Below are 22,176 nucleotides of genomic sequence, written 5' to 3'. Positions count from 1 at the left end.
AGGAATGGTTCTTCGTCACTTTTGGTGGTTATCCCCATTTTGAAAGAATTACTTTCTTTCTAAGTAAATCAAAACTTGCTCTTCCATACATCTGCTTCTTTATATTCTTCAATCTGTTTACACAACCCTCTGTTATTCCGTTGTTAAAGTCATAGATTATGGATGCTTCAATCGCTTTTAAATCCTTTTGTAAACCACATACGAAGTTTTTTAACTCCCTGAAATCAGATTGCCTGACCTGTTGAATCCACTCATGGAATTTCATTATGGATCGCTCTGTAAAAATTGATCTGAAGTTTTCTGACAAATTCCAAAGACTTTGAAGAATTGGATTTTCTTTTCTAAGATGTTCATACCATCCTATTTCAACTGGGGATAATATTCTTTCAAAGTTTTTATTAGTAAGATAAATACTGATTTTTCTACTTGAAAATATTTTCGGGAACTTTATGGTTTCCTTCTTTGAAACACTAGACCCTCTTCTTTCCATACGGCCTTTGTATAGCTTACCAAAACGGATCGTTAATCCCCTTAGAGAACCCTTGAAACCCTTTTCTTTTATCCTTCTGAAAATCAAACTGATACTTTCTCCTTTACGAAATCCATCAATCAAGTCATCCAGATACATCGTGTAGTTAACGAATGTTTTTCTTATTGTAAGGATCTGGTCTTTTTCCATGTGGATATACTTATGAACAGTTCTGAAATCAATTTGTAATATCTGGGCAATCGATCTCATGGAATAGTTTTCCTTATAAAGATCCCTTACTCTCCGTATTAAAGAGGACTTATTTTCATCAGGTTGTACAGCAGAAGCGGCGCTAAGATCAATTATCTTTTGAATTATAATGTCATCATTGTCCTGAATACCCGTTTTTTTTAATGCTATTCCTATTTTGAGTCTGGATATAAGTTTTTTGACTGTATTTCTGACATGATCGGAGTAATTCACTATCAAATGAAACCTATCGGCAATTTGGATTGCATCAGGCAGGGCTTCACTGACTGCCTGGATGTAACAATCGCCCCGGTCACGTGTGATGGTCTTGATGTCGGGATACTGTCGTAACCACTCTGCTATATCCTCCTTTTCCCGGCTCTTTAATACTTCTACTGTTTTACCTGTCTCCCTATTTACGACTATCGTACCATAGGTATGCCCCTTGTGGTATGCCCAGTCATCTATTCCCAAATGTGTCATTTTTGCAGGAGGAGAAACATTGCATTTGTGTATGGTTCTAAGACACGTTGAGGAGCTGACCCGTAGCAGCATCTGCTCTGAAATCCATGAAGCTTTGTTTGATGATGTTTCCTTGCTTAAATGGAGTAGTCTGTCATTGGCTCGTGATGTTCTGCGTGAATATGGGACCACTTTATCAGACAATTGTTGTGAAAACACTTTTTTCGAACACTTTGGATTGTCACAGAAAATCTTTCTTACTTTAAGTTCTAACTTGACGGATCTGGATATTATTGGAAGATCTTGCAACTTCCTGCAATAGTAACTATGAAGACGTTTACTCCTTGAACCGCATAAAGGACAAAAACCATATTTGGATGCAATTTCTGCTGATATGAACAACTGATCTTCATTCATGGAGATTCCTTTCACTTTTACTCTTGGAAGCTGTATCAATGACCGTAAGGAGATATTTTTCTTGCTTTCTAAAACCCTCTTCATTTATGTTATACATTTAATACACAATGCATTAAAGTTAATCATAAATATCGAACAAACCTAATTTTATAAGGTTTATTTATCTGTATATGAGGTATATATATTATAAATTAGCAATATTTTTCACTGCCACCAAAAGTGACGAAGAACCATTTTTGATTCCTGTTTACAAGGCTTCATAGAAAATACGTTTGCCGGCAAAGATCGGAAAAAACCATTTACGCTAAAATGGGTATTTTATCGGGGGCTTACTCCAAGTCTGTGTAGACGTAGTATTTGTTTGATCATACTGATGCTTTTTGCTGTCCTTGCCATCTTGATATTGATTATGTTTCTGTAAACATAAACAATTCAAATAGAGGAAAACCTTCAGCACCCGAAGGGGTCAATATGTCGGAACGGCAGGTTGCAGACATTCCGGCAGGTTGACCCCCTGTTATCCATTTAAAATATTACTTCTCTGGATGAAGTTATAGAGGGGTCAGTATTCTGGAACGAGGGGTCAGGATGAAACGGAATTTGCAATGGTAAGGGCATAATATTTATTATAAATTCACATCTTCTAAATATAAAACTATGCTTTGATAAATATTTTGCAAATTAGGATTTAAGCCTTCTTTTAGTAAAAAGTCTCCATTGATATTCAGTTCATTAGCCCAAAATGATGGTTTGAGATTGTTAAGTTCTTTTACATGATAAGTTTTAGTTGAATCTAAACCCTTTAATTTAAAATTAACTACAGAGAGATAACCCCTATATTTTAGGCAAAAGGCATAAAACACAGCTCTCTTTTTATCCTTACTTACGTACATTAGTGAATAATAACCGGAGTCATCATATGGTGAAACTATTCTATACAAATCACCAAATTGAATTATATCACGTATTTCTTTATATTGTTTTATAGATGTTCTCAATATTTGTTTTTCTCCAGTGTTAAGATCACTCAACTTCATCTCAAACCCAAGTCTACCTGTCATTGCTACAGCCATCCTAAACATTAGAGGAATAACCCTACCAGTATGTTTGTTTGGCACGTGAGAAAAATGCGCACCAGTTGAAATAGCCGGATAAATTAAATTTGTACCATATTGGATAAAAACTCTGCTATATGCATCAGTATTGTCGCTTGTCCAGTAATCTTGATGATATTTTAATGAGCCATACTCTACTCTTCCTCCTCCAGAAGAACAGGCCTGTATTATAACATCTGGATACTTTTCCCGAATTCTATCATAGACACTATAAAGGCCCAGTACATATTCAATCCAAAAATGCGACTGTTTGTCTGAAGGCAACCAAGTAGAGCCAACCGATTCAAGATGCCTGTTTGCATCCCATTTGATGTATGATATATCATCCGACATTTGCATCACCGAATCAAAAACATTAAATACAAAATCCTGTACTTCGATATTACTTAAATCCAATACCCATTGATTACGCCTTACTGGTATTTCACGACCTTCTGCTTGAACTATCCATTCTGGGTGCTCATTAGCTAAGTCACTTTTAGGATTTACCATCTCTGGCTCAATCCATATTCCAAACTTTAGGCCTTTGCTAACTGCATATTTAGCAAGATAGTCAATTCCGTTAGGTAATTTCTCTTTGTTCACTTGCCAATCTCCCAATCCCATTGTGGCATTATTTCTTGGGTAATTATTCCCAAACCACCCATCATCCAATACGAAGACTTCTATTCCTAATTCAGCAGCATTATCAATCATTTCCATTATTTTTTCTTCTGTAAAAGAAAAATGCACGCCTTCCCAGCTGTTTAAAACTATAGGGCGAATCGCATTAGGGTCATATAAGCCACCCTTCCTTGCCCAGTCATGCAAATTTCTGGAGACATCGCCGGCACCATTTGAACTATAAGTAAATACCATTTCTGGTGTTATAAAATTCTCTCTTTTAGCTAAATGGTATTCTGATGCATACGGATTAATACCAGCTGATATATTCAAAGTATTGAATTCGTCTATTTCAAAATTTAACTTATAGTTGCCACTCCATGCCAAAGCCCCAGCAATTACCTCTCCATCATCCTCCTGTAGCGGATTATTAAGTGATAATAAGAAAGAAGGATTTTCACTATGCGTAGCACGAATACCCTTTCGGCTTTCAATAGACGTAACACCATGAGGTAGAGGTGTTTCTTCTGCCGTCATTTCAGTTGTGGCAATACCATAAAATTTAGTCAGGTAATATCTTCTTGCATCAATTGGTAAATAAAAGGAATAAAAATTATGCAAAACAACATCTCCATCTTCGTTATTGCTGAATTCTGTATACATTGTAAAAACATCTTCTTTTTTAAAAGCTTTAAAAATAAGTAATACATTAAATGGATATTTCCTATCTTTAAGATAAATGGTAACAATTTCAGTATTGTTATCCTTCGAAATTTCTCTTTCTAATTTTTCAAATACTAACTCTGTATTCAAATCACCATCAAAATGTGTTACACGTAGAGCCGGTTCTCTAAAATTTTTACCTCCTGCGGTCGAATAAACTTCATTTTTAGTTGCATATTCGACAGAACGATATGATTTTTTTGATAAAAATGGAGATGAATCTATTAGTTTTTCTCCAAAATACCTGTGAAGTAACACCCCTTTTTCATCTACCTCAAATACTAAAGATAAATTGTCCGTATTTAATTTTATTAGTTCTGATTGGCTAGTAGCAAATAAAACGACATTACTAAAAAAAATAAATAGTAGAACTATTGAAAATTTATGAATATTCCTCTTCATTTGTTTTTTGTTTTAGATAGTTAAAATTTTAGACAAATACACATTCAATTGAATGTGTATTTGTCTAAAAATATAATGTGATAAAATTGTACTCAAAATAAACTATATGCCAATTTATTACGCAAATTTTATTTAATCTACAGTAATTCCATACGCACTAATGTTGAACCACCTTGTGACAAAGATACGTCTGTTGGCTCATTGGTTCTCCATGCACCTCGAGTAAAATCTGGTACATCAACAGGTTTTGATTTATTAGCAACAGACCATTCACTTAATGGCCAAATTACACTCCATAAGGCTGCGTCATAAACATCTTGATCCATAGGAAGTCCATTGCGAAGGCAGTCAATTAACCTCCATGTCATTAAGAAGTCCATTCCACCATGGCCTCCAACTTTCTTTGCCATGTTCCCTATACGTTTCAACGTTTCTGGCGTATATTTATCCTCTAGCTCCTTCATCTCTGCATCATTCAACCATTTTTCTTTTATAGAAATCCTAGCTGGAAGTGGATATTTCATACATGCTGCTTTTGTACCACTTAGCATATGTATTCTGGAGTATACTCTTGGACTTGTTACGTCGTATTGTAGCATAATAGTTTTACCGTTTTCTGTACGAATTAAGGACGTATTCATATTGCCACAAAAATTACTGCCATCAAATCTTTCGTAGTATGGGTCTTCTTTTGCTTTTTCATGCACTGCTTTACCTCTCATAAAGTCATCTGATGACATAGATACCATGTAAGTAAACTTGTCTCCCCTGTTAATATTCATTGCTTGGCAAACAGGACCTAAGCCATGAGTTGGATAAAGATTACCATTATGTCGTTGTTTTTCCTCGAGTGCCCAAATCCTAGATTTTTCGCTAACCAATCCATCAGCTCCACCTGAAGAATGTATATATGCAGCATCTGCATGAACGACATCTCCAAAATAGCCCTGACGAACCATATTTAATGTTAGCAATTCAAAGAAATCATAACAACAATTTTCCATCATCATACAGTGCCTCTTCGTATTTTCAGATGTTTCTACCAACTTCCAAGCTTCATCAATTGTGAATATTGCAGGGACCTCAACAGCAACATGTTTCCCTTGCTCCATTGCATAGATAGATATAGCTGCATGTAAAGGACCTCTCGGAACAGCAATACTTACTAAGTCTATATCAGTATCTTCACAAGCTCTTTTCCATGCGTAGTCACTACCGGTATATACCTTTGCCTTTGGAAGTTTCTGGTCGGACAATAATTTTTGAGTTTTATCAATAGCAGAAGGGTCGATATCGCAAATCGATTTAATTTCAACCCCTTCTAAAAAAGTCATTTGTCTTAGATTACTTCTTCCTCTAGATCCAACGCCAATAAATGTAACTCTTACTTTATTAATTTTTGGCGCACGGTAACCACACATATTGAATGTTTGCCTTCTCACCTCTTTTTTACTCGATGACAATATAGCACTTGAATCTACATTTGCCAATATATTAGTTGCGCTTAATCCTACTGTTCCTAGTGTTAAACCTTTTATGAAATTTCTTCTACTTTGTGCCATTTATTACTCTTTTAAATGTATTTATTTGTTATATACTCCATCCATCTTAATTAGAGACTTAAATCTAAAAGTATCATAGTTTTCAGTCTCACGATTAAAGGTGCGCCATCTTGTACCATTCCTTTGGTCAGTGTGATTTCCTCCCCAAAGTGCACTTTCTGCGAATGTAACAATGTCGCCCTTTACACCTATAACTATTGCAACGTGTCCATTAAACCACATTAAATCTCCTGGTTTAATGTCATATCTACCAGTCTTGAGAGGAACCTCTTTGCTCCCTGGAAATACCCGATAACCATTTGCCCATGTTTTATCAACCAATTCAGCTTTAGAAACTTCACCGTTAACTAAACACCAACCGATAAATGAGGAGCAGTGCAATCCGTTTGCATAAGTTTGTCCTAAGTTCTTTACGTCTTGTTTAAAATCAACAGGTTTTATTACGTCACATCCCCATGCTGGGTATAGGTAGCCATTTTCTTCTATATTTTTCAAAAACAGGCCTTTTCTTGAATAGCGACATACTAGCTTATAAGCCTCTCCTCCAGGCTCGTACGCATAAGGCACTACATGATCCATAGTGACCTGGAAGTTAGCGGCAGCAACTACTTTCTCCCTTTTATTTGGAGCTTGTGCTATAGCTTTAGCTAAAGCCTGATTTATTTTATTTATATCATCATCTGAGTATTGCCCACATTTAAGAAATGGACGATCATCAATTCCTGTATAGTTGTAGCCTGTGAAGGTATCTTTATCTTCTATCTCGTTTACAACTTTATCTGACTCTTTTGAGCAAGAAAAGAATAGTGTGATTAATACAAAAACATATAACATTTTCTCATACATATTTTTCATATTCAATTAATTATTTACAATTTTAATACAACGAGCAGGTCCTCCAACTGAACCATCATAGCCCGAATTTTCATATATATCCCAATTATTTATACTCATATGGTAAGGATTACCACTACTAGTATTTTTTGAGCTAGACCAATAGAATGCTCTGGCACCAAAACTATTTACTTTACCACCTTGAAGACGACCTGGCATTGGGAAATAACGAACTACATCGCCACTGTTATTAGAATCCCACCACTCTTTCTGTGTTATAAGACCTGGTTGAATTGCAACGTCACCCAAATAACGAGCTGTTATTTCTAATCTAGAAGTGTTATTGGGAGGTGTTGTTTCAGTAAATGCGCCAATTTTTCTATATTTGTATGCTGTTTTATTAATAATTTTATATTCAAGTTCTTTACCATATATCCCAATTCTATCATTAACGTTTCCAGGTGAATAATAACTCTGTTCTTCATAAGTTGGAAGACGCCAACCATCTGGACAAACATTCACTGCGGTTGACTGAATATATAACCCACTTCTGTCGTTATCATGACTGTCTGTAAAAACTTTAGGTGTTGGCCCTACATTGTATTCGGCTAATAGAGGAAATGGGTGATCCTTAGGGAATGGCACACCTTTCTGTATTAGTGCTAATGTTATTGTCTTTGTTGAATCTTTATCTAAAGTTATAGTCATTTCACCCATATGTTCTACATAACCTAAATCATTTTTAGGTGTAGTTAAAGTGAGAGTATTACCTACTAAGTTTTTCGTGAATACATCTCCAGTTAACTCTATTTTGAATGGCGTTTGTTTGACCTCTAACTCAACAATATCATCTCCTTCTTTTTTCATATGCTTTTCATTAGCTGTAATAGTTACATTCTTACTTCCACCCTCTGAAGTAAATATAAGCATATCCTCAACCGATAATATTAATTCATATATGAAAAACTCCGGTGATGCCTCTTGAAAAAGCTGAATAGTAGTATTATAATAGGGTTTATCCTTTAAAAATACAAAAAGCTCTGCTGTACGTTCATCAGATTCATTCTTTGTAACTTCAACCTTAATCATATAATTCTCCTTGGAAGCAGTGAAACCATCACTACCCTCTAAAGAATATTCAAAATCTGCGTTAACTATTTCATCACTATTAGGTTGATAAACATCGTTTACAAATTTCTTTACAATTTCTTCTGCTTTAATAGTCAATGTCTTTTCTCCTCCTAGATAGTCAAATTTCTCTATTTTATCAGGATTTACCGACAATTGATATTTCATTTCATTGTACTTGATATCCTCCAATGGTTCCTCACTGGTGCAATTTAATAATATTATTTTTAGTACTCCCTATTCTCTGTACCGATTAAGCGGGGTTTTTAACTAAAATATTGTTCTCGAATTTTTTCACATTATCGTTTTTTTACTTGTAAACCAGCCATTCTTGAAGCAAATGAGTAAGTCAAGCTTTTTGGAAAAAATACAACTCCTTTTGAGTGGAGATTTTTCCCAAAACCCGTCAGGGATTTAGCTTGATGTCTCATTTGGTGCATGTACATTTGTTTACAAGTAAAAAATTATGCACTTAACCGGAACACGCTTTCCGGCGTTCTTCTACCCACACCCTGGTGGGTTTTCTCCTTGTTGTAATGATTCACAAACCATCGGATCCCTTTCCAGAGTGTGGTGCCGTTCTCTGCCGGAAACGGGTAAACATAATCCTGTTTCAATGTCCTCCAGAACCGTTCAATATAGATGTTGTCCGTTGCCCTGCCACGGCCATCCATGCTGATGCTGATTCCAAGTTCATTGAGCCTGTTCACCCACGCCGGGCTGGTAAACTGACTTCCCTGATCCGAGTTGATAATCCCGGGCACACCGTGCTCATCTATTGCCCCGTCAAGGACTTCAATCACGTTCTCTCCATGAAGGCTGTTATGAAGTCCCCATCCAACAATAAAACGACTGTACACGTCTATGATTGCCGTTAGATACATGAAACCCCTGTCCATGGGTATGTACGTGATGTCAATCTCCCAGACCTGGTTCGGATGGTCTACATCAAGATTACGAAGCAGATAGGGATAGATATAGTCGGATAGGCCCAATTTGCTCAAATTTCGCTTTGGATATTGAGCTATTATCTGCGCCTTGCGCATGAGTCGTCTCACTCGCTTGGGATTGACCCGTAAACCCTGTGCCAACAAGTAGTCTTGCATTTGCAGAACTCCGTAAGTGGGATGATCCTGATGGTGTTTATCCATTTTCTTCATAATCTCAAGATTCGCATCACATTCTCCTTTTGCCACATAGTAAAGACCGGATTTGCTGATCCCCAGCAGATCACATTGGCTCTGGAGGCTTATACAATCATCTTTCGATACAAGGCTTCGACGTTCAATTATTCCAAGCCCAACTGTTTCGACTTTTTTTTTAACCAGTCCCGCTGCATCTCCAATTCACCTATCTTGGCGAAGAGCTCCCGTCGCTCCTTTTCAAAGTCAGCTTCACTCTTGGGACCTTGTTTCGAGAAGATTTCTTCTGAACGTTTCAGAAACTCATTTTTCCACGTGCTGATCACTGTGGGGTGAACACCATAACGGGCACTTAACTCAGATAACGTCTCGCGTTCCTTGATCGCTGCCAATGCAACCTCTGCCTTGAAGGCGGCTGAATGTTTTCTTCTTGACTTGTTCATATCACAAATATAAGCATTTAATCTTTGCTTAGTTCGTGGTACAAATTTCGGGGAGTATTATAATTGGACTGAATAATATTAGTGCAAAAAATGTGTTTTTTATTCTAGACATAACAAATAGTTTAATTATTAATATTTCTAATCTTTATAAATGTTATCCATACGGATTAACCATTTAAATCTGTAGGTGTCGTAATTTGTGGTTTTCATATTAAATACGCGCCAGCGCACGCCATTTCTATTATCTTTATGATCACCACCCCATAAAGCACTTTCAGCAAATGTTACTATATCACCTTTTATACCTATTATCATGGCAATATGTCCATTTCTTTCATCAACCGGAAAATACATCAAATCACCTGGCTTCATCTGCTCCAATCCTTCTTTTAATGGGACCTTTATGCTTCCTGGAAAATTTCCAAAATCGTTAGCCCAGGATCCCTCTAATATATTTTGTGTCACTGCATCTGCATTGTAAAGACACCATCTAATAAAAGAAGAACAGTGAAAACCTACTTTATATGTGTCTCCTAACTTATTTAAAGACGCTCTGAAATCATCAGCTAATCCAGATGATAGAACATCACATCCCCAGGCTGGATACAAACGCCCATTTTCCACTACCGTATTTAAAAATAAACCTTTTCGTGTATATTTCCATGCCAGCTCGTACCCTTCTTCATGAGACTCATAACCAAAAGGAATTGCATAAGGTAATGTTGCAAGAAAATGTGCAGCAGTAATGGCTTTTTGACGTGTCGTTGTGGCCTTCTCAATTACGTGTTTAAAAGACAATTTCAAATCTTCAGCCTCTTTATCGCTATATTGCTCACATCTCATAAATGGCCTATGATCTTCACCTAAATAGTTGTAACCAATACCGTCAGATCGACTAACATTATTTTGACTGAACAACAAATTAGTAGAAAACGCTAATAAAAATATAAAATAATAATATTTTTTCTTCATTATTTAATCAATAGTTCGTTAAATATTTAGTATAAGAGTCATGCCGCAATTGACTCAAAATCAACAATTTTTTTAATAAGTTTATCATTTAATCTTCTGTTAGGCTTTATGCCGGACCAGAAGTGACCAATCCAAGGAGAACACTTTCCTGACTTGGATATATAGCTGGAATCAATGGTTATTGCCTTACGATAACCGGATAATATCCTTTCTGACAGGGAGATAAGCCAATCAAAATCCTTCGAGAAGTTCTGGCGAAATCGTTGTTTACAAGATATGCCATACCTTCCCATTTGAAGGGAAATAATCCTGCTGGGGATAATTATGTATAAAACTAATGTCTCCATAAGGAACAATTTTAAACTTTTGTTTAACTTAGTAGTTAGTTTATTTGAAACATAACTACAGATACTCCTATATTGGTTAAATATGCTGGTTTTACCCATCTTTACAGTGTTTGGAATTATTATAAAGATGCTGATAATAAGTTTTTAACCTTCTTTTTCGTGTCATATTTCATTATATAAAGCATTGATTGTTTCAGTTAATTGGATGTTGGCCTCACTATTGATTTAATCGATTATCTATTTTTAATATATTCCATACAGATCCACTTCTGCCAAATTAGAAAATGAAGCTCTGTTACTTTCTGTGAAAACAATTTTCAAATATCTTGCTGGTGTTGGTGTCACCTCAAACATTTCATCATATGACATTAAGTCTGCATATTTCCAATCACTTAATTTTGTCCAAGTTTCATTATCAAGGCTTACATAAAACTCACCACCTTTCGTGTCTGACCTATACGCTGATTTTTTCTTAAATAAATGTATTTTCGTCAACGTAACTTCTTTAGCCAAATATAAAGTAATGTGATGTGGAATCTGAGCCAAAGGTTTAGAATATTTGCTATGCCACCATGTATTATAATCACCATCTATGACATTAACTGCTTTTCCATCTTCTGCAGATGTTTCCTCATCAGAAACTTCTATTACTTGCCAGTCTTTCTTTTCAATCATAATTGGCAAGAAGGAAACAAACAATAAGAATTCTGACTTCTCTTCATTTACAGTTTCTCCAGAAGTGCTAGTTAATTGCAACGGTATAATATAATCACCGAACAAATAATTTCCATTTTCATCTAAAAAGGCAGACTTCTTAATAGTAAATTTAATAAATTGCTCCTTAGATAATGCAGGTATTGTCAATGAATTGTTAGATAAACTATTAGTATACGCCAACTCAGGTAACAACTTGTATGTTGTATTATTTTCTGAATTGTATTTCACCACCAAGGACTCATCAAAATTTACTCTTACTATAACATCCGATGTGTTATGGTATGTAGTATGAACTTTTAAATAATAATCGATCTCTTTATCAGAATTAGGAAACATCAAAACCTCATCATTGGTTTCAGGAAATTCAACGTAAGCATCTTTTATGTTCGGATGAATTATAGTTGTTATATGTAATGAATCTGAGACTTCTGCTTCTGATTTTGATCGCAATAATCTAATTCTACAAGGGAGTACGTATTCAACTTGATTGGTTTCCTTCAAACTTTTAATTTTTTCAGTATTAAAAACTATAGGGAATGATTTCTTGTAGTCGTTCGGACCAAAATTAATGATGCTTGACTCTATAGTATAAGTATCTTCCGGCAACATCTTATAATTAGTATTATTATTATAATTATAGATTAACATTGGTTCTTCATCGATTACCAATTCTACTGCAGCTTCCATACCTGTGATACCGCTTTTAACAACATAAAAGTGATATGGAGAGTTATCTGTAAAAATATCCTCTTCTACAAAACCACTTTTCAAAATATAAACTTTATCATCAACCATATTGTGCATCCGACTATCCTCACAAGAATAAGATACAAGTAATACAACGGCCAAAATTAGTTGAATAACAACATTAAGCTCATTTAGTATATATTTCATAATTTATTTTTAAATAAATGTTAGACCTATTTTATTTTACCAACCATAATTTTGTGTAATATTTACCATTTCACTCAACTGATTCTGTTGAATTGGGAAAAGATAATGTTTATCTTCAAAAACCAGTTTACCTGGGAATACCTTATTTGTACGTTTCCAAGATTCGTCATAAGTTGTGGATGTGAGATCTAACGTAAAGTTAGGTTGGTTAGACTCTTCTTTTGCAATCATCCATGTCCTAACATCATAATACCTGTGACATTCAAATGCTAATTCAACCATTCTCTCTTTCCTTATTAATTCTCTCAACAACTCTTTGTTACCGATAACTTCTGGATACGCTTCTTCAAGTTTATTGAGTCCGCTTCTTTCTCTAACCAAATTTACAGACAATAAAGCATCGTGTTCATTTCGACTTGGCTTTTCGTTACATGCTTCAGCGTAATTTAAATATATCTCTGCAAGTCGATAGAAAGGCCATACCATGTTACCAAATTTAGCTTCTGCATAGTTATCCGTTGCATCGAGAAACCCTCTCCACAAGAAACCCGTTTTACAACAGTCGTCTAGTGGACTATAAGCTGAAGTACCTGTAGAATGGTACGTCACTTGGATTATACCTTTATATCTATTAATCCAATACATTCCATGACCCAAAGTATTTGCATAAAAGCGAGCATCTCTGCCTATGTATGTGTTATTGGCTCTAAGAGTTGCAAAATCATCAAGAGGATGTGTCCAGTTATCAGTAAAACCTTTAATATCATATCCAGATTTTGGATCTATTATTGGCTCTCCATTACTCTGATAACCTACAACAGGATAGCGCCCTGATTCAAGCATTGGATAAGCATCGATAAGTTTCAAAGACATACCATATCCAGCATTTCCCCATGGGCCACCAGTCGCTCCTTTTGGTAAGCATCTAGTTCTGTAGTGATAAGCATCACTTATATATTTTCCCCAAATAAGTTCATCATTCCACTTATCTAATATAACTCCTTGACAAGACTTTATAGCCTTCTGAAATGGACTTGTAGCTTCTCCGTCATATTCGTATAATGAATATTGGTTTAAATCTATAATATCCTTTGCCGCTTTTGCCGCTATTTCCCATTTATTGGGGTCTGAAGTCTGAGGGAAAAGATAATCACCTCTTATATTTTTCATTTTACCTTTGTAAAGATCACACCCGTTGAACAAAGGCCTTGCAGCGTACAATGTAAGTTCTGACTTAGCTGCCATTGCCGCCCCTTTAGTTACTCGTCCATACCATGACTGATCGGTAATTGTCTCTGGAAGATCTAAAATTGCCATATCGTATTCTGATATTATAAAGTCTAAATTTTGATCAACAGTATGTCGGTCAAGTGTATCTGGTTTAACATAATTGTCAGAGTTTTGATCTCCCCATATATATACAGGACCATACTGCCTAAAGAGTGTGAAATAAAAATAAGCTCTTAAAAAACGCGCCTCCGCTTTCATTATTCTGCGTTGCTGTTCACTTAACTCAATACAATTATCGACATTTTCCATAAATATTGTAGCCTGATTTATTCCTACATATCTATTCTCCCAATTATGATAGTCGGTATTTGCTACACCCCACGTACCCAATCTATAAGTATTCCACGAACCATAAGGCCATGACCACAATGCTTCATCACTTCTAGCTGTTACAGCCCCTTCTCCGGCCAAGCCATCAAATTCGTTTGGAAGATATGAATAAACATGTGCTAAATATCTTTCTGTCGTTGTCCTCTTGGAAAATGTCTCTTCTAAAGTTAATTGATTTTTAAGATTAACCTCCAGAAAATCATTACAGCGAACAAAAATCACTGACAATAAGACAAGTATAAAATTATAATATAAATATTTTGATTTCATTTTAGACTATTTTAGAAGTTTATATTTAAACCGAAGTTAACTGTTTTCATTAAAGGATATGCTGATCCATTATTTGTCCCTAATTCAGGATCCCAAAGTTTGAAGTTACTTATCGTCGCTAAATTTACTCCAAGCGTATAGAATCTTATAGCTGAAACTCCAAATCTGTTACTTACATTTTTGGGAAGAGTATATCCTAATTCTGCATTTTTCAATCGTAAGAAACTCATATCTCTTTGCCAGAAAGTTGATGGTTCATTATTATTTTGATTTTGTGTTAATGACAGTCTTGGATATTTTGCATTCTCAGTATTATGCAATGACCATCTGTTATCTGCAATATCAGCAAAAATCTGCCCTCCTGCTAGTATGTTACCGGTGGCTCCATATAATGAAGTTCCACCAATAATTCGTGTAACATTTGCTACACCTTGGAAAAAAATAGAAATATCAAACCCTTTCCAATTTATACTTGCTCCAAAACCGTAATTCATTTCTGGTATTGTAGTACGTCCTATTGCAACCTTATCAAATTGGTCGATAATTCCATCACCGTTAATATCTTTATATTTTATATCACCTACTCTAGGATTACTAAATTTCTGAATAGGACTGTTATTTAATTCATATTCAGATTCAAATAGTCCTAATGCTATTAATCCTCTTTGTTGATTTAAAGGTTCATTTATTTCCTCTTGATATGCCCAAACTGGAGTGGGTTTATCGTCATATAGTTTTTTATTTCTATTGAAGGTATAATTACCTCGCAACGAAACAAATAGATCTTTATTAACTTGTTTATAATATTCCAACGAAGCATCTATACCTTGGTTTTGCATTTTACCCAAATTCACATAACGTTGAACATTTATACCCACAACTGAAGGTACACCCTCTTGTAGAATGTATATTCCTTCTCTTCTGTCGAAGAAATAATCTGCGACAATTTTAAGCGAGTTAAAGAAACCAAACTCAATACCCGTGTTAAATTTCTTTGCTTCTTCCCATGCCACATCAGGATTGCCTGGATAACCGGTTGATATTCCAGTCCGTGTACCTTGTCCACTACTACCAAACGGATATCCGGCTGCGGATCCGTTCATTTCTGAGTTAAATGCAAATCTACGATTTCCACCAATTTGGTCATTACCAATAATACCATACGATGCCTTTAATTTCAACAAGTGTATAACTGGTAAAAGGTTCTCGAAATATTTCTCATTGCTTATTAAGTATCCCACTGCTACTGAAGGGAAAAATCCAAATCTTTTTTTCGGAGAAAAGTTCTCAGAACCGTTATACCCAAAGTTAAACTCAGTGAAATATTTGTCTTTATATGAATAAGTCAAACGACTCGCAACACCATTATTTCTATAAGGAATTGCTGCTATATAATCTGCAGGAAAATCGTTTTGGTGTTGACGTAAACTAAATAGGAACATTGCTCCTATTCTATGAATGTCTTTGAACAAATGATCATATGTGACAGAAGTTTCAAAATTTATTGTTTTTGTTCCTCTGTTTGAACGAGCTAAAGTCAGATAATTAGACCCTTCCACCGTTTGATTGAATATCAATTCACCATTTGGATCTCTACCTATTGCCAAAAAAGCATTAGGCGAACGGCGCTGATCTATCGTATTAGAACTCACAGCATCCCACGAAAATTTAGCGTTTGCTTTTAATCCGGGAGTAATAATATCTGAGAAGTCTTGAGTAACACCTATTAACGCCTGTGTGTTGAACCATGTATCCCTCGAATAACCGGTGTAGTTTGTAGAATAATATGGGTTCATTCCAACTCTACCCTGAGCAAGTGAACCATCTGAATAAACAGGTGTGGTCTTGCAAACTTAATTGAGACAAAAAGTTAAGCGACATTTTTAATTGATTCTTTTTTAAGATTATACTGATTCCAAAATTCATCAATGGTTAAGTTACCCAATGCTGAGAATCTCCTTTTATGATTATACCAGGATTCAATATATTCAAATACCTGCAAGCGCATTTGCTCTCTTGTTTTGAGTTTGGTACCATAGACCAATTCAGATTTGAAAGTTTTGAAAAAACTTTCAGCCACAGCATTATCCCAACAATTTCCCTTTCCACTCATACTTTGTTCCAGCTTCAAGGATTTCAAAAGGTTGACAGTCTGTTTGCAGGCATACTGGATACCCCGGTCAGAATGGAATATCATTCCTTCTGCAAAAGGTCTGTTCCTATTGGCCATCCTTATGGCCGGGACTACGGTATGGGAGGCATTCATATGATCGCTTATGGACCACCCGATCAGTTTGCGATCAAAAAGATCCAGCACACAGGTCAGATAAAGAAACCCATCCTTACACGGAATATAGGTCAGGTCAGAGACACATGCTTTCACAGGCTCATTCTGATTAAACCTGCGATTCAGCAGATTTGGTGCAACCTTATAGTTGTGAGAGGCATCCGTCGTCACTTTGAATCGTCTCGAGAGTTTGCTGCGCAAGCCCATTTCCCTCATATGGCATGCTACGGTGGTTCTCGAGACGGGAGTTCCGGATACCTGCAAATCCTTCGCCAGCCGGGGGCTTCCATTGCGTCCCTTGGCAGCAAAATAGGCATCCCTGATCTTTTCGTCCAGCTCCATATACTTACGCTTACGCGCGCCCTCCGGATCTTTAAGCCAGCGGTAATAACTGCTCCTGGGCACTTTCAGTACTTTACACATCACCTCGATCGTCCATTGTTTCGAGTTGTATTCCTTTATAAAGAGATAGATCAACGATCTCTCTTGGAGATGATGCTCAAAGCTTTTTTTAATATGTCCCGCTCCGTTTCAGCTTCACCCAGACGTTTTTCCAGTTCAGCAATCCTTTTGGTGTCCTCACTTAATGACTGGACTCCGTGTCCGGGAAAACTGGCTTCACCTTTCTGCTGGTATTCTTTCCGCCAACGATATAGAAGAAAGGGGGCAATACCCAATTCCTGTGCAAGCTCGGAAACATTCTTGCGTTCTAAACTGAGTTTGACCGCATTCTCTTTGAATGCTTTGTCAAAATGTGTTCTTTGTTTTCTCATATTACACAAAAATAAGCGTTTATGCTTAACTCTGTGTCCCGGCTAAGTTAGTAATTCCAAACGTTGATTTTGTTATGTCTACATCAACGTTAGATCTAAAGCTAAACCTGTTATAGTTAACATCGTTATCATATTCAGGATTCTTGAATGTCTTATACATTCCGCCTTCCCTATAATAATTGCCTGATACATAATATTTAAATTTCTCACCTCCTCCAGTAATATTAATTGAAGCTTTATAATTCGGTGTATTTTTATTGAATATCAAATCCAACCAATCTACATTTGGATATAAATCAGGGTCTGATTGATTAATATACTTTTCTTTTTCCCAAGATGGTATGGGAGTAGATTGTGACAAGTCGAAATTTATATCGTTATAGTAATCAATCCATTGCTCTCCATTAGCTAATTTAGGAAGTTTTGTAGGAGTAGAAACACCATACTCAGTTTTTACATTGACTTGAGGCTTCATACTTTCTCTACCTCTCTTTGTAGTGATAAGAACTATACCATTAGCACCTCTTACGCCATATACTGCAGTTGCTGTTGCATCCTTTAAAATAGAAAAAGAAGCTATATCTTCAGTGTCCACCAAATCCATATCACGTTCAATACCATCTACTAATATCAATGGCCTGTTGTTTGCACCGAATGTACTAACACCTCTAATCCAGAAATTGGAAGAAGATCCTGGTTCACCGGAACTCTGAACAGACACAACTCCTGCGAGCTGACCTGCTAATGCAGTACTAATTTTTCCGGCAGGCATTCTTATTTCGTCTACTGAAACACTTGATATAGATCCAATTACACTTTCTTTTTTTTGTTCTCCATAGGCCACAATGGTTACTTCATCAAGCGTGGTAGTTTTGTCATTCAGGGTTATATTGATTATTTTTTTACCATTCAATCCTACTATTTGTGTTTCCATTCCAATAAAAGAAAATGATAATTTATCATTTGGCTTAACATTTATACTATATAAGCCATTGACATCTGTTATAACTCCTCTTGTTTCTCCTATAATTGTAATAGTCACTCCTGGAAGAGGATTGTTCTGTTTATCTACCACTTTTCCAGTAACCATAATTTCTTTTTCTTGTTGAGCAATTAAGTTTTCAATAAGGTCAGTTTTTCCACTCGAATTTTCCTTTAAAATATAAATTGAACGGTCGGAAACGAAATAGGTATTATCAGTACCTCTGAGAACATGGTCAAGAATACGTTCCACTGTTTCTTTATTGGCATCAACAGAAACTTTCCTGTATACATCAAGTGCAGCGTCTTGATAGAAAAAAATAAATTCACTCATTCCCTCTATCTCGTCTAACACTTGCTTAACCGTTACATTTTTCATGTTAATAGACAACTTCGTAGACTGTGAATATGTGTTACTGGCGAGACCTATACTAACACTCAACGAGAAAAATAAAAAAAACATTTTCATAATTATGTAACCACTCCTGGTCTTAGCCTTTTTTAGGCTAAAATGTCTTTGTTTTATCATACATTTATTTATTTAAATTTAGAGTTATATTCAATTATTTATTTATGCTTATTCGTGTTCCCTAAAAATCAGAAAAATTTCTTTTTAATTATTGATATACTATACTTTACGGATTTTTTTCGGCGTGACGATTTGAATTTTATTCTTATCCTTTTTATTATGAAAGGACAAGAAATAAAGGTAAATTTGTGTATGTTCAATGAGGTTGGTACCTATATATCTTTAACAGGGGATATGTTGACTATACCCATCTTTATCGGATTACAAAACTGGTAATTTGGAGTAAGAACCAAAAAGGATTTGAAGTTTGAAGTCATGACGCGTAATACAGCGGATGAAGCTACAGACGTCATAATCGGTCAAACAGATTTCTTGAAAGGATTCTACACATCTATAGATTATTCTGAAAGCCTCAGAAGAGTCGCATTTTATGATAGGGATAAGAACGCAGCGCTCATATTTCTTACAAATAATTTTGAACTAACAGCCGATCATGTTGTAATGCTTTATAAGAAACGTTGGCAAACAGAACTATTTTTCAAATGGATTAAAAGAGTATCTAAAGATCAAATTTTTTGAGAACTTATCCGAATGCTGTTAGAATCCAAATATATAGCGCAATTATCGCATATTGTTTAGTTATAACTTTAGAACATGATTTACAAATCAACCGAACAACTTACAATATTTTGCAAATTCTCTTTTAGATAAATGAACTATTTACCAATATAGATATCAATGATGTCAAAGATCTGAATGATAATAAACTGATTATCAGTTTATTTAAAGTGGAAAGTGGAGGTTTGTGATTTCAATAAACTATTTTAAACTCATTATATTCGTCGTGCTCATATAGATTATCTCTTAACACTTATTTTGCATAGCCTATTTATTAGTTGGCTTTAACATAATAACTTCCGTCGGTTTTTTGTATAAATATAACAGGTAATGCTTGTGTCAATTCATCTAACAATTTATTCATATCATCTTTAAGATCTAATTTTCCCGAACAAGTTAAAGAGGATACTGAAGAATCACAATCGATGGATATTCCGTAATATCGCTCAAGGCGATTAACAATATTGTTGAATTCTTCATTTTCAAATTTGTATAAACCTTGTGTCCATAAAATGTAGCGGTTTGCCTCAACAATTTCAATAGTATGAGAATCATCTAAACCAGTATACATCTGATTAGGTTTCAAGACTACATTATCCTTACAATTGTTTGATGAAACTCTTACCGAACCAGAAAGCAGTACGACGGTGCTCTTTTTGTCGATTTCATAAGCTGAGACATTAAATCTAGTACCCAGAACATTAACATTCATTTTGCTTGTTTTTATTATAAAAGGGCGTTCTTTCTCTTCAGCAACTTCTATATAAATCTCACCATCTAAAAATATTTCTCTTTTATTTTTACTGAATTTAGCGGGATATACCAGTTTACTACCTGCATTCAGAAAAGCTTTTGTACCGTCTTCAAAGACTATTGTAGAGCGTTTACCATATGGTGTAATCAATTGGTTAAAATGAGATGCTTTATCTTTTTGAATTACATTGTTATCTGCTTTTATTTCGTCTTCTTGGTATTGAATAAGAGATTCGCTTTTGTCCAAATTAATAGTATTGTTTTCAGATAAAATAAGTTTAGTATCTCCGTAGAAAATTTCTTTATCTTCAGGAAGTGATTTAGCAAAGCTTGAGATATCCTGTTGCTGGAGAGTATTTCTATTAAAAATGAATGGAAAACCTATGATTATTGCAATAACTGCGGCTGCTGCCGCTATATTCAAAGCTACATGCTTAAAGAACCTCTTCCTTTTTTTGGATTGTATCTGCTTAATTAAGGAAGTTACGCATTCGGAAGATTCTGAATCAGACATTCTGAATTCATTAAGTCGAATATTAGCTTCGAATAATTTCTCGGCGTCCTCTATTGAAGATCTCAAATCAGGCCAGCTTTCAATGATTTCATTCCAATGCACAACATCCTCCTCGTTTTTCAGGAGTTGCCACCTAATGAAATTTTCATCTTTAAGAAAATCTAATGAGCGGTATTTTTTATATTTGTCAATCAACACTTGTCCTCACTCTTTATATATATACAAATATAAAGAGATTTTGTCCCCATTTTTTTAATTAAAAAATGAATTTATGAGAAAATTATCATAAGAAATAAGAAAGGGATAAACAATTTCTCATCTCTCATCTTTTTCAGAGAACTAGAAACCAGTTTTCTTGTAGCATGAGGTGTAATACCCATTATTTCAGAAATCTCATCATACTCCATATTTTGCATATAACGAAGATATATGACCTCTTTCTGACGAGGAGTAAGCTTTGATAGAAGATCTTCAATTTTTTTTTTAATGGCGATACTTTCTTCAGCATCAATAATATTATCCAACACTGTCGTTGTAATTGAAAAATTTAAAATATCATCAGATATATCTGTTTTGCTTGTGACTGCTTTAGATTTATAAAAGTTATAAAGCTGATTCTTAAGAGATCTAAATAAAAAATACTTTAGATGGTTGACAGAAGAAAAATCTTTTTGTTTGTTATATATTTTAATGAAAATATCTTGAACAAGATCTTTTACAACCTCTTTTTCACATCCTAAACTTATTCCGTAAGAATATAAATCATTAAGGTATAATTCATAAAAAAATATGAAGGCGTCATCATCCCCTTCTTTAAACTTTGTAAATAATATCGTCAAATTAGGAATTGAAGTTTTCATTTTACCAAAAGTAATAGAAGTGTTCCGTTAAAATATTGTTTTTTGTAAGTATTTTATATTTAATAATATGCGTCCTAAATTTCTTGTACATGATTTGAATTGGTTATTTTTGCATTTCCCTTCAAATAATGTACAACATGAATTCCGGCAAAACAGTTTTATTCCAAATTATACAGCTCATTAAACTTCTCCCTCTTTTTAGACAACTTTGATTCAAAGATAAGTTAGTTTCTTGAGATTGTCCAATTGGATGATCTCAAGAAACTAAGCGGCCGCCTGGTAGATTTCCACCAGCTTTTTATATTCCAATCCCTGATGGGGCCTTTCCATGTTATAATATTTCATATAACCCTTTATTTTGTGACATAATTCCAAACCATGTCAGATGGTTCGAGATAGATCTTTTCGTATTTGATGTTTCGCCAGAATCTTTCAAGGAAAATATTGTCGATCCACGTTCCTTGCCGTCTGTGCTGAACTTTAAACCTGTGT

18 protein-coding genes are annotated in these 22,176 nt (G+C 35.0%); 1 reads left to right on the top strand and 17 read right to left on the bottom strand.

Going from position 1 to position 22,176, the window contains the following annotated elements; all coding sequences use genetic code 11:
* Window positions 1-28: 28 nt before the first annotated feature.
* The 15 genes from AC1HCU_RS06270 to AC1HCU_RS06200 all read right to left on the bottom strand — a co-directional run bounded on the left by AC1HCU_RS06270 (window position 29) and on the right by AC1HCU_RS06200 (window position 18,939).
* Entirely contained in the window at window positions 29-1,681 is a 1,653-nt protein-coding gene (locus AC1HCU_RS06270) for an ISL3 family transposase (protein WP_480370413.1), read from the bottom strand.
* Window positions 1,682-2,223: 542 nt separating this feature from the next.
* Window positions 2,224-4,440: an alpha-galactosidase gene (locus tag AC1HCU_RS06265; RefSeq protein WP_480370410.1), complete on the bottom strand. Its 2,217-nt coding sequence runs from the start codon at window positions 4,438-4,440 to the stop codon at window positions 2,224-2,226.
* 137 nt (window positions 4,441-4,577) lie between these two features.
* Window positions 4,578-6,002 (bottom strand): Gfo/Idh/MocA family protein, encoded by a 1,425-nt coding sequence (locus tag AC1HCU_RS06260; protein ID WP_480370407.1) that lies wholly within the window; start codon window positions 6,000-6,002, stop codon window positions 4,578-4,580.
* Between the two features lie 21 nt (window positions 6,003-6,023).
* Complete coding sequence (locus AC1HCU_RS06255) at window positions 6,024-6,857, bottom strand: CHAP domain-containing protein (protein WP_480370404.1); 834 nt, start codon at window positions 6,855-6,857, stop codon at window positions 6,024-6,026.
* A gap of 6 nt (window positions 6,858-6,863) precedes the next feature.
* Window positions 6,864-8,132, bottom strand: a complete 1,269-nt coding sequence (locus AC1HCU_RS06250) for a hypothetical protein (protein WP_480370401.1) — start codon at window positions 8,130-8,132, stop codon at window positions 6,864-6,866.
* A gap of 296 nt (window positions 8,133-8,428) precedes the next feature.
* Window positions 8,429-9,184, bottom strand: a complete 756-nt coding sequence (locus tag AC1HCU_RS06245; protein WP_231960459.1) for an IS3 family transposase — start codon at window positions 9,182-9,184, stop codon at window positions 8,429-8,431.
* Between the two features lie 68 nt (window positions 9,185-9,252).
* A complete protein-coding gene (locus AC1HCU_RS06240) occupies window positions 9,253-9,549 on the bottom strand; it encodes a transposase (protein ID WP_286880050.1) in 297 nt (98 codons plus the stop codon).
* A gap of 138 nt (window positions 9,550-9,687) precedes the next feature.
* Window positions 9,688-10,521, bottom strand: a complete 834-nt coding sequence (locus tag AC1HCU_RS06235) for a CHAP domain-containing protein (RefSeq protein ID WP_480370399.1) — start codon at window positions 10,519-10,521, stop codon at window positions 9,688-9,690.
* Between the two features lie 38 nt (window positions 10,522-10,559).
* Window positions 10,560-10,868, bottom strand: coding sequence for a hypothetical protein (locus AC1HCU_RS06230; protein ID WP_480370397.1), 309 nt, complete (start codon window positions 10,866-10,868; stop codon window positions 10,560-10,562).
* 243 nt (window positions 10,869-11,111) lie between these two features.
* Window positions 11,112-12,479, bottom strand: coding sequence for a BT_3987 domain-containing protein (locus AC1HCU_RS06225; protein WP_480370394.1), 1,368 nt, complete (start codon window positions 12,477-12,479; stop codon window positions 11,112-11,114).
* A gap of 36 nt (window positions 12,480-12,515) precedes the next feature.
* Window positions 12,516-14,369, bottom strand: coding sequence for a RagB/SusD family nutrient uptake outer membrane protein (locus AC1HCU_RS06220; RefSeq protein ID WP_480370390.1), 1,854 nt, complete (start codon window positions 14,367-14,369; stop codon window positions 12,516-12,518).
* Window positions 14,370-14,380: 11 nt separating this feature from the next.
* Window positions 14,381-16,165, bottom strand: coding sequence for a SusC/RagA family TonB-linked outer membrane protein (locus AC1HCU_RS06215; protein ID WP_480370388.1), 1,785 nt, complete (start codon window positions 16,163-16,165; stop codon window positions 14,381-14,383).
* Between the two features lie 74 nt (window positions 16,166-16,239).
* Window positions 16,240-17,133 carry an IS3 family transposase gene (locus AC1HCU_RS06210; protein ID WP_480370385.1) on the bottom strand — a complete coding sequence of 298 codons (894 nt, stop codon included), beginning with the start codon at window positions 17,131-17,133 and terminating at the stop codon, window positions 16,240-16,242.
* Complete coding sequence (locus AC1HCU_RS06205; protein ID WP_091907933.1) at window positions 17,130-17,429, bottom strand: transposase; 300 nt, start codon at window positions 17,427-17,429, stop codon at window positions 17,130-17,132. Before AC1HCU_RS06205 ends, AC1HCU_RS06210 begins: the two co-directional genes overlap by 4 nt.
* Window positions 17,430-17,454: 25 nt before the next feature.
* A complete protein-coding gene (locus AC1HCU_RS06200) occupies window positions 17,455-18,939 on the bottom strand; it encodes a SusC/RagA family TonB-linked outer membrane protein (RefSeq protein ID WP_480370382.1) in 1,485 nt (494 codons plus the stop codon).
* Between the two features lie 300 nt (window positions 18,940-19,239).
* Here AC1HCU_RS06200 and AC1HCU_RS06195 point away from each other — a divergent pair, with 300 nt between their 5' ends.
* Window positions 19,240-19,518, top strand: coding sequence for a transposase (locus AC1HCU_RS06195; protein ID WP_480370379.1), 279 nt, complete (start codon window positions 19,240-19,242; stop codon window positions 19,516-19,518).
* 313 nt (window positions 19,519-19,831) lie between these two features.
* On the opposite strand, the gene AC1HCU_RS06190 is transcribed toward AC1HCU_RS06195, so the two are convergent.
* Both AC1HCU_RS06190 and AC1HCU_RS06185 read right to left on the bottom strand, forming a co-directional pair.
* Window positions 19,832-21,022, bottom strand: a complete 1,191-nt coding sequence (locus tag AC1HCU_RS06190; RefSeq protein WP_480370377.1) for a FecR family protein — start codon at window positions 21,020-21,022, stop codon at window positions 19,832-19,834.
* A 71-nt stretch (window positions 21,023-21,093) separates the two neighbouring features.
* Window positions 21,094-21,684, bottom strand: coding sequence for an RNA polymerase sigma factor (locus AC1HCU_RS06185; protein ID WP_480370374.1), 591 nt, complete (start codon window positions 21,682-21,684; stop codon window positions 21,094-21,096).
* Between the last annotated feature and the right edge of the window lie 492 nt (window positions 21,685-22,176).

The organism is Proteiniphilum sp. LBM24028 (genome assembly GCF_056629195.1).
The sequence above is the reverse complement of the archived record's forward strand: the minus strand, read 5'-3'. Positions and strand labels throughout refer to the sequence as shown.

What these genes read in the sequence shown, in the direction of transcription:
- AC1HCU_RS06185 (WP_480370374.1), bottom strand. Translation starts at nt 21,684, where the DNA reads ATGAAAACTTCAATTCCTAATTTGACGATATTATTTACAAAGTTTAAA.
- AC1HCU_RS06200 (WP_480370382.1), bottom strand. Translation starts at nt 18,939, where the DNA reads ATGATAAAACAAAGACATTTTAGCCTAAAAAAGGCTAAGACCAGGAGT.
- AC1HCU_RS06235 (WP_480370399.1), bottom strand. Translation starts at nt 10,521, where the DNA reads ATGAAGAAAAAATATTATTATTTTATATTTTTATTAGCGTTTTCTACT.
- AC1HCU_RS06240 (WP_286880050.1), bottom strand. Translation starts at nt 9,549, where the DNA reads ATGAACAAGTCAAGAAGAAAACATTCAGCCGCCTTCAAGGCAGAGGTT.
- AC1HCU_RS06230 (WP_480370397.1), bottom strand. Translation starts at nt 10,868, where the DNA reads ATGGAGACATTAGTTTTATACATAATTATCCCCAGCAGGATTATTTCC.
- AC1HCU_RS06260 (WP_480370407.1), bottom strand. Translation starts at nt 6,002, where the DNA reads ATGGCACAAAGTAGAAGAAATTTCATAAAAGGTTTAACACTAGGAACA.
- AC1HCU_RS06225 (WP_480370394.1), bottom strand. Translation starts at nt 12,479, where the DNA reads ATGAAATATATACTAAATGAGCTTAATGTTGTTATTCAACTAATTTTG.
- AC1HCU_RS06265 (WP_480370410.1), bottom strand. Translation starts at nt 4,440, where the DNA reads ATGAAGAGGAATATTCATAAATTTTCAATAGTTCTACTATTTATTTTT.
- AC1HCU_RS06270 (WP_480370413.1), bottom strand. Translation starts at nt 1,681, where the DNA reads ATGAAGAGGGTTTTAGAAAGCAAGAAAAATATCTCCTTACGGTCATTG.
- AC1HCU_RS06215 (WP_480370388.1), bottom strand. Translation starts at nt 16,165, where the DNA reads ATGAACCCATATTATTCTACAAACTACACCGGTTATTCGAGGGATACA.
- AC1HCU_RS06250 (WP_480370401.1), bottom strand. Translation starts at nt 8,132, where the DNA reads ATGAAATATCAATTGTCGGTAAATCCTGATAAAATAGAGAAATTTGAC.
- AC1HCU_RS06220 (WP_480370390.1), bottom strand. Translation starts at nt 14,369, where the DNA reads ATGAAATCAAAATATTTATATTATAATTTTATACTTGTCTTATTGTCA.
- AC1HCU_RS06255 (WP_480370404.1), bottom strand. Translation starts at nt 6,857, where the DNA reads ATGAAAAATATGTATGAGAAAATGTTATATGTTTTTGTATTAATCACA.
- AC1HCU_RS06205 (WP_091907933.1), bottom strand. Translation starts at nt 17,429, where the DNA reads ATGAGAAAACAAAGAACACATTTTGACAAAGCATTCAAAGAGAATGCG.